Below are 6,537 nucleotides of genomic sequence, written 5' to 3'. Positions count from 1 at the left end.
GGCTCAGGGCCATTCCGCGATGGGAATGGCCCTGAGCCGCCGTCGTTCCTGCCGGATCGACTCAGCGATCGGGCAGGGTGATGTTGAGTTCCAGAATCGAGCAACTGCCCTGGCTTTCCAGTGCAACATGTACGTCGTCGTTGCCGATGTTGACGTACTTGCGGATCACGTCGACCAGTTCCTTCTGCAAGGCTGGCAGGTAATCCGGCGTGCTGCGCTGGCCGCGCTCATGCGCCACGATGATCTGTAGACGCTCTTTCGCTACCGAGGCGGTACTTGGCTTTTTGTTGGCACGAAAGAAGTCAAAAAGGTTCATTACCTACCTCCAAACAGGCGCTCGAAGAATCCCTTCTTCGTAACATCGAGGAAACGATGTTCTTTTTCTTTGCCCAGCAGACGATCAACGGCATCGCTGTACGCCTGACCGGCATCGCTCTGGTCGTCGAGAATCACTGGAACGCCCGAGTTGGAAGCCTTCAGGACCGCCTGCGACTCAGGGATAACGCCCAGCAGGGTCACGGCCAGGATTTCCTTCACGTCTTCGACGCCCAGCATCTCGCCATCGCTGACGCGCTGCGGGTTGTAACGGGTCAGCAGGAGGTGTTCCTTGATCGGGTCTTCGCCTTTTTCGGCGCGACGCGATTTGCTGGCCAGCAGGCCGAGCATGCGGTCGGAGTCACGTACCGAGGACACTTCCGGGTTGGTCACGATGATCGCTTCGTCGGCGAAATACATGGCCAGGTGCGCACCTTTCTCGATGCCCGCCGGGGAGTCGCAGACCACGAAGTCGAAGTCTTCCTTCAACTGCATCAGGACTTTTTCCACGCCTTCCTGGGTCAGCGCGTCTTTGTCGCGGGTCTGGCTGGCGGCCAGCACGTAGAGATTTTCCAGGCGCTTGTCTTTGATCAGGGCCTGCTGCAGGTTGGCTTCGCCGTTGACCACGTTGACGAAGTCGTACACCACGCGACGCTCGCAACCCATGATCAGGTCGAGGTTACGCAGGCCCACGTCGAAGTCGACGATCACTGTTTTATGGCCGCGCAGAGCGAGGCCGGTACCGATAGCGGCGCTGGTGGTGGTCTTACCCACACCACCCTTGCCGGATGTAACCACGAGAATCTTGGCCAAGGTGTTTCACCCCTAAGGAAGAAGGACTTTTTAGCCCCTGAAAAACATCTCTTGAAAACTACTGCAGTCGGACAGCCTTGGCTGGAATTCGGCGCAAGTCGCAATTGCCGGGGGCAAACGCTGCTTGTTCCTTTTTCCTACTTCGTTTGAGCCGTTTTCGCTACGTTTTAGAGATGCTTGGAAAATGCGGCAGTATCCGTTAAAGCCGAATGATGTTCAACACGTCGGCCGACAGGCTGACCTGGACGCCGGAGCCCCACAGTGGATCGCGGCGCAAATCTTCGGAAACCTTGTAATGCCCGGCGATGGAGATCAGTTCAGCGCTCAATTGCTGACAGAAAATCCGGGCCTTGGTGTCGCCTTTGACGCCGGCCAGTGCGCGACCGCGCATCGGGCCGTATACATGGATGTTGCCATCGGCCAGAAGTTCCGCCCCCGGACTGACCGAGGACACCACCACCAGATCGCCACCCTGGGCATATATCTGTTGGCCACCACGTACTGGCGTGGTGATGACGCGGGTCGGTTTGACCGTTGGCTCCGGCGGCTTTTCCGGCTTCTTTTTGACTTCCGGTTCCGGCGCTTCCAGCGGTCGCTCGCGGGCGCCGGACGGCGGCAGCACCGGGATGTCGATGGCGATGGCGGCAGCGATGTCTTCGATACGGCTGGCGCGGATCGCCAGGGTGCGCAGACCATGCTGGCGGCATACGCGCATCAGGCCGGGCAGATCGACCGCGCCTTCGCCGGGCGGCAGTTTGTCCAGCGCCAGGACCAGCGGTGCATTGCTGAAGAAATTCGGCGCCTGGGCGACTTTGGCGGCCAGTTGCCGATCAAGGCTGTCGAGGTCGTTGCGGGACAGTTCCAGCACCGTGATGGCCAGCATGCTGCCCTTCAACTGGAACACGGGATCTCGGTCTGGCGATTCGTTTTGGCTCATATCGGCATACAACGGCTTGTCACTAAAAGTGCCGAGACTTATAACGAGAACGCCCGCGAGCCGCAAGCCGGGTCGAACGATGTAGAATGCGCGGCCACTGAATTTACGGAAGCTTTAATGGATCGCCCGCGTTTTCGAAGAGCCTTTCTTTCTCCCCGCTTCTGGCCGCTCTGGTGCGGTCTGGGGCTGTTGTGGCTGGTCGTGCAGTTGCCGTATGCGGTTTTACTGACGATCGGTCGTGTGCTGGGCGCATTGATGTATCGCGTGGCCGGCGACCGGCGGCGTATCGCCAAGCGCAATCTCGAGCTGTGCTTCCCGGAAAAATCCGCCGCCGAGCGTAAACGCTTGCTCAAGGAAAACTTCGCCTCCACCGGCATCGCTTTTTTTGAAATGGCGATGAGTTGGTGGTGGTCCCGTGAGCGTCTGGCCAAACTGGCCCACGTCGAAGGCCTGGAGCATCTGCAAAACGCCCAGCGCGAAGGCAAGGGCGTGATCCTTATGGCCGCGCACTTCACCACCCTGGAAATCGGCGCCGCGTTGCTCGGCCAGCAGCACACCATCGATGGCATGTACCGCGAGCACAAAAACCCGTTGTTCGACTTCGTCCAGCGTCGGGGCCGTGAGCGGCACAATCTCGATTCGCTGGCGGTGGAGCGTGACGACGTGCGTGGCATGCTCAAGTTGCTGCGTTCGGGCCGGGCGATCTGGTACGCACCGGATCAGGATTACGGCGCCAAGCAAAGCATCTTCGTGCCGCTGTTCGGCATTCAGGCTGCGACCGTGACCGCGACCACCAAATTCGCCCGCTTGGGTAAAGCGCTGGTGGTGCCGTTTACTCAGGAGCGTCTGGCGGATGGCAGCGGTTACAAACTGGTGATCCACCCGCCGCTGGAAGACTTCCCGGGTGAAACCGAAGAGGCCGACTGCCTCCGCATCAACCAGTGGGTGGAAAGTGCGCTGCGCGCCTGCCCTGAGCAATACTTGTGGGCGCACCGCCGCTTCAAGAGCCGTCCACCGGGCGAGCCGAAGCTTTACCCGAAACGGCGCGGCTGATTCACTCACCCTTTCAAGCACCATGGAGCGTTGCGATGAGCCCAGCGGAACCGGTCACAGGTTTGATTCTTTCCGGCGGCGGGGCTCGGGCGGCGTATCAGGTGGGGGTACTGGCGGCGATTGCCGAATTGCTGCCGCTGGGCGCGGACAATCCGTTTCCGGTGATCGTCGGCACTTCGGCCGGGGCGATCAACGCGGTCAGCCTCGCCAGTGGTGCCACCGATTTTCGCGCGGCCATCGAACGCCTTACGCTGTTCTGGCAGGGCTTTCGCAGTCATCGGGTGTTGCGCAGTGACTGGCCGGGGGTGATCCGTCAGGCCAGCCGCTTTGTCAGTCACAGCCTGCTCGGCATCGGTCGCCAACTGCCGGTGGCGCTGCTCAACAGTTCGCCGCTGCGCGAGCTGCTCAATGAAAAACTGCACATGCCCGGGATCGCCGAATCCATCGCCCGCAAGCAACTGCATGCGGTGGCGGTGACCGCGTTCGGCTACGAATCGGGGCAGGCGGTGACCTTCTATCAGGGCGGCGGCACGATCGATGCGTGGTTGCGCCATCGGCGGATCGGCGTGCCGGCGCAATTGTCGGTGGACCATCTGCTGGCCAGTTCGGCGATCCCGTTGCTGTTTGCCCCGGTGAAAATCGGTGAGGAATATTTCGGCGACGGCGCGGTACGCCAATCGGCGCCGATCAGCCCGGCGCTGCACTTGGGCGCGAGTCGGGTGCTGGTGGTGGGTGTCAGCGGCAACCCGCGCGGTTTTGATCCGCAGCAGCCGCTGGAGCGCGCCTACACCGGGCAGCAGCCGACGCTGGCGCAGATCGGCGGGCACATGCTCAACAGCACGTTCATTGACAGCCTGGAGAGCGACATCGAGTTGCTGCAGCGTCTGAACCAGTTCAGCCACCTGATGCCCGAGGGCGTGCCGACTCGTGAGTTGGGCGTGGCGCCAGTGGAAGTGCTGGTGATTGCGCCGAGTCAGCCGATCGATGAAATCGCAGCGCGACATCGACAGGAATTGCCGGCGGCATTGCGTCTGTTCTTGCGCGGCCCGGGGGCGACCAAGACCAGTGGGGCAGGGGTGCTGAGTTATCTGTTGTTCGAGGCGGGGTATTGCAGCGAGCTGATCGACCTGGGACGGCGCGATGCGTTGGCCAAGCGTGAGGAGTTGTGCCGGTTTCTCGGGATCACCGAGGCGGTCGCGCCCACCTGATATTTGTGCTGAAGCCATTCGCGAGCAAGCTCGCTCCCACATTGGTTCTGTGTTGGTCACAAAACCAGTGTGGGAGCGGGCTTGCTCGCGAAGGCGTCCTTGCAGACGCCACTGATACCAGGATCAGAAGTGGAACTTCACCAGGAAGCTGGTCACGTTCTGATTGGTGGTGAACGCACGGGTGTCGTCGATCCCGTACTTGTCTTTCCAGTAGTCGTATTCAACACCGACGTACAGCTGCTTCTCGCCGAAATTCAGCGCCTTGCCCAGGTCGTATTTGACCTGTGGGTTGAAGTGCAGGTTGGCGTGGTATTCGCCTTTGCTGTTGACGTCGTTGTCGACCACCCAGTCCATGAAACCGTCGATCAGGATGTTCGAGTCGCCAACCGGAATGGTGTAGGACCAGACCGGGGTGATCTGCCAGACGTTGTCACCGGCGCGCGAGCCTTCGGTGTGGCGCTGGTAGAAGTTCAGCTGGAAGTAGTCGAAGCCTGGAATCGCCAGGTCAAAACCCGGGCCGATCAGGTACGACTCGACGTCGCCTTCACCGAACTCGTAAGTCATCGCCAGCAGCACATCCTTGACCGGACCGAATTCGATCTTCTGGTCGAGGATCTTGCCCAGCGACAGGCGTGGGCTGAATTCGCCATAGTAAGTGTTGTTGCCGACGCCGCCATCCGGCTTGCCGTTGTAGAAGATCTTGTCGACGAACAGGAAGTTGTCCCCGTACTTCCAGGCATCGGCGTGCTCGAAGGTGACGGTCTGCTGGATCGCCGGGTTGACCTTGAAGTCTTTGCCGTAGAGGTAGGTCAGGCTGTTGTTCTGCCATTGCAGCAGGCCGTCGGCCATGGCCTGGCCGCCGGCCAGCATCGATCCCGCGAGCATCAGGCTGGTGCACATACGTTTCATTCGGTTGCTCCCAAAGTAGGTGTTCCACGTTTATTTTTTTAAGATCGGCGCTCTGGTGTGGCGCCTTTTTTCGTCGCTGCAAAAGTCATCCGATCGGTCAGCTTCGCTGGTGATAGCAAGAGCTGGGCCAACGCTTTCGAAAAGCAAAAAAACGCCCGTTCGGCTGCTGAAAAACAGTCGATTGCGCGTGTTTTCGGGATGCCTCGGTACTGACCGGGGCCGGGATAAGTTGGCTTGTCGGTCAGGAATTAAATCCGGGCTTTTTTTTAGACCGAATTCAAGAGGCCGCGGAGAATACTGACTCCTCGGCCAGCTCTCAAGTGCCCCGCAACAGAGCACCGACGACAGGTATGGGGCACGGTTGCGGGCCATCTCAGAAGTGCACCTTCACCAGCAGGCTGGCGGTGTTCTGGTTGGTGTCGAGGTTGTGGCTGCTTTCGACGCCGTATTTGTTCTTCCAGTAGCTGTATTCGGTGCCGACATACAGCTGCTTGTGGCTCCAGCCGAGGGCTTTGCCGAGGTCGTATTTGATCTGCGGATTGATGTGCAGGTTGGCGTGGTAGGTGCCGCGCGAGTTCTGGTCGTTGTCGACGACCCAGTCCAGATAGCCGTCGATCAACAGGTCGGAATTGCCCAGCGGCACGCTGTACGACCAGCCCGGGGTGATCTGCCAGACGCCATCGCCGGGGCGCGGGCCTTCGGTGTGGCGACGGAAGATGTTCAGGGTCACGTAGTTGAAGCCGGGCACCTTGAGGTCGAAGCCGGGGCCGATCAGGTAGGCCTCGCTATCGCCTTCGCCGTACTCGTAGGTCATCGCCAGCAGCACGTCCTTGATCGGGCCAAACTCGATTTTCCGGTCGAAGATCTTGCCGAACGAGAAGCGCGGGGTGAATTCGCCGTAGAAGGTGTGCGGGCCTTTGTTGCGGTCTTCCTGACCGTTGTAGAAGATCTTGTCGACGAACAGGAAGTTGTCGCCGTACTTCCACTTGTCGGCGTGCTCGAACGTCACCGTCTGCTGGATCGACGGGTTGATCGCGAAGTTCTTGCCGTACAGGTAGCTCAGGCTGTTGGTCTGCCACAGCAGTAAATCGCCGGCCATGGCCTGACTCGCGGCCAGCAGGCCGCCACTCAACAGAACGCTGGTTTGCGTGCGAATCATCGGTTGCTCCCTCTTGTTTTTATTTTTAAGGCGCAGAGCTGTTTCCCTTTGTAGGAGTGAGCCTGCTCGCGATGGCGTTCTTTCAGTCAACTCAAGTGTTGAATGTCATACCGCTATCGCGAGCAGGCTCACTCCTACAGGGT

Annotated in this window: 7 protein-coding genes; 2 read left to right on the top strand and 5 right to left on the bottom strand. The window is 60.0% G+C overall.

The genetic code is table 11. The features are described 5' to 3' along the window. Positions 1-61: 61 nt before the first annotated feature. The 3 genes from minE to minC all read right to left on the bottom strand — a co-directional run bounded on the left by minE (position 62) and on the right by minC (position 2,065). Positions 62-316, bottom strand: a complete 255-nt coding sequence (gene minE, locus QMX91_RS27785) for a cell division topological specificity factor MinE (protein WP_003223146.1) — start codon at positions 314-316, stop codon at positions 62-64. Then, positions 316-1,128 carry a septum site-determining protein MinD gene (gene minD / locus QMX91_RS27780; protein ID WP_098967914.1) on the bottom strand — a complete coding sequence of 271 codons (813 nt, stop codon included), beginning with the start codon at positions 1,126-1,128 and terminating at the stop codon, positions 316-318. Before minD ends, minE begins: the two co-directional genes overlap by 1 nt. Before the next feature lie 199 nt (positions 1,129-1,327). Next, complete coding sequence (gene minC, locus QMX91_RS27775; protein ID WP_027613349.1) at positions 1,328-2,065, bottom strand: septum site-determining protein MinC; 738 nt, start codon at positions 2,063-2,065, stop codon at positions 1,328-1,330. Positions 2,066-2,182: 117 nt separating this feature from the next. Here minC and QMX91_RS27770 point away from each other — a divergent pair, with 117 nt between their 5' ends. Both QMX91_RS27770 and QMX91_RS27765 read left to right on the top strand, forming a co-directional pair. Then, a complete protein-coding gene (locus tag QMX91_RS27770; RefSeq protein WP_282413689.1) occupies positions 2,183-3,118 on the top strand; it encodes a lipid A biosynthesis lauroyl acyltransferase in 936 nt (311 codons plus the stop codon). Between the two features lie 35 nt (positions 3,119-3,153). Further along, on the top strand, positions 3,154-4,326 hold the full coding sequence (locus tag QMX91_RS27765; RefSeq protein ID WP_097087551.1) for a patatin-like phospholipase family protein: 1,173 nt from the start codon (positions 3,154-3,156) through the stop codon (positions 4,324-4,326). 123 nt (positions 4,327-4,449) lie between these two features. Here the strand turns inward: QMX91_RS27765 and QMX91_RS27760 are convergent, their stop codons facing one another. Both QMX91_RS27760 and QMX91_RS27755 read right to left on the bottom strand, forming a co-directional pair. After that, the gene (locus tag QMX91_RS27760; RefSeq protein WP_127651706.1) at positions 4,450-5,235 is read right to left on the bottom strand and encodes an outer membrane protein OmpK; all 786 of its coding nucleotides are present in this window, start codon (positions 5,233-5,235) and stop codon (positions 4,450-4,452) included. A gap of 373 nt (positions 5,236-5,608) precedes the next feature. Further along, positions 5,609-6,394 carry an outer membrane protein OmpK gene (locus tag QMX91_RS27755; protein WP_097087554.1) on the bottom strand — a complete coding sequence of 262 codons (786 nt, stop codon included), beginning with the start codon at positions 6,392-6,394 and terminating at the stop codon, positions 5,609-5,611. Between the last annotated feature and the right edge of the window lie 143 nt (positions 6,395-6,537).

It is taken from the genome of Pseudomonas sp. PS01299, from assembly GCF_029960145.1.
GTDB lineage: Bacteria > Pseudomonadota > Gammaproteobacteria > Pseudomonadales > Pseudomonadaceae > Aquipseudomonas > Aquipseudomonas putida_A.
Note: the sequence above shows the minus strand (reverse complement) of the source record. Positions and strands in the feature narration are given on the sequence as shown.

What these genes read in the sequence shown, in the direction of transcription:
- minE (WP_003223146.1), bottom strand. Translation starts at nt 316, where the DNA reads ATGAACCTTTTTGACTTCTTTCGTGCCAACAAAAAGCCAAGTACCGCC.
- minC (WP_027613349.1), bottom strand. Translation starts at nt 2,065, where the DNA reads ATGAGCCAAAACGAATCGCCAGACCGAGATCCCGTGTTCCAGTTGAAG.
- QMX91_RS27770 (WP_282413689.1), top strand. Translation starts at nt 2,183, where the DNA reads ATGGATCGCCCGCGTTTTCGAAGAGCCTTTCTTTCTCCCCGCTTCTGG.
- QMX91_RS27765 (WP_097087551.1), top strand. Translation starts at nt 3,154, where the DNA reads ATGAGCCCAGCGGAACCGGTCACAGGTTTGATTCTTTCCGGCGGCGGG.
- QMX91_RS27760 (WP_127651706.1), bottom strand. Translation starts at nt 5,235, where the DNA reads ATGAAACGTATGTGCACCAGCCTGATGCTCGCGGGATCGATGCTGGCC.
- QMX91_RS27755 (WP_097087554.1), bottom strand. Translation starts at nt 6,394, where the DNA reads ATGATTCGCACGCAAACCAGCGTTCTGTTGAGTGGCGGCCTGCTGGCC.